We start from the raw sequence: 992 nt of genomic DNA, 5'->3' as shown, positions 1-992 counted from the left end.
CTCGGCGTTGCGCCCGCCACGACCGTTGCCGCGCACGGTGACGGTGGTCTCGCCGCCGGAGAGGATCACGCAGGGGGCCTTGAGCGGTTGGCCGTGCAGGACGATCTGCCGGGCGATGCCGGCATGCACCTTGGCCACCTCGCGCGACTCGCCCTCCAGGTCGCCGAGGATCAGCGGGCTGAAGCCGGCCTGGCGGGCTTTCACCGCGGCGGCCTCCAGCGACTGCTGGGGCCTGGCGATCAGCTGGAAGTGGCTGCGCGCCAGGGCCGGGTCATCGGCCTTGACGGTCTCGGAGGCCGGGTTGTTGAGCCAGTCGATGACGGCCTTGGGGGCGTCGATGTTGTAGCGTTTGATGATCGCCAGGGCGTCGGCCGAGGTGCTCGGGTCGGCCACGGTGGGGCCGGAGGCGATGACCGTGGCGAGGTCACCGGGTACGTCGGAAATCGCGTAGGTGTAGACGGTGGCCGGCCAGCAGGCCTTGGCCAGGCGGCCGCCCTTGATCGCCGAGAGGTGCTTGCGCACGCAGTTCATCTCGCCGATGGTGGCGCCGGATTTGAGCAGGGCCTTGTTGATCTGCTGCTTGTCGGCCAGGGTCAGGCCTTCGGCGGGCAGGGCCAGCAGGGCCGAGCCGCCGCCGGACAGCAGGAAGATGACGCGGTCGTCTTCGCTCAAGTTGCTGACCAGGTCGAGCACGCGCTTGGCCACGGCCAGGCCTGCGGCATCGGGGACCGGGTGGGCGGCTTCGACCACCTCGATCTTCTGGCAGCTGGCGCCATGGCCGTAGCGGGTGACCACCAGGCCAGAGACTTCGCCTTGCCAGCTCTTTTCGACCACTTCGGCCATGGCGGCGGCGGCCTTGCCGGCACCGATGACGATGACCCGGCCGCTACGGTCGGCGGGCAGGTGGGGTTCGAGGACCTGACGGGGGTGGGCGGCGGCGATGGCTGTGTCGAACAGCTCGCGCAGGAGTTTTTGTGGATCGACCGACATGG

General features: G+C 69.7%; 1 protein-coding gene. It reads right to left on the bottom strand.

The features are described from left to right. The coding region (locus CC207_RS19975; protein ID WP_256582139.1) for a glycerate kinase at positions 1-990 on the bottom strand (990 nt) is incomplete at its 3' end. Between the last annotated feature and the right edge of the window lie 2 nt (positions 991-992).

The sequence above is a fragment of the Pseudomonas sp. DrBHI1 genome (genome assembly GCF_002205115.1).
In the GTDB taxonomy this organism is placed as follows: domain Bacteria; phylum Pseudomonadota; class Gammaproteobacteria; order Pseudomonadales; family Pseudomonadaceae; genus Aquipseudomonas; species Aquipseudomonas mosselii.
Note: the sequence above shows the minus strand (reverse complement) of the source record. Positions and strands in the feature narration are given on the sequence as shown.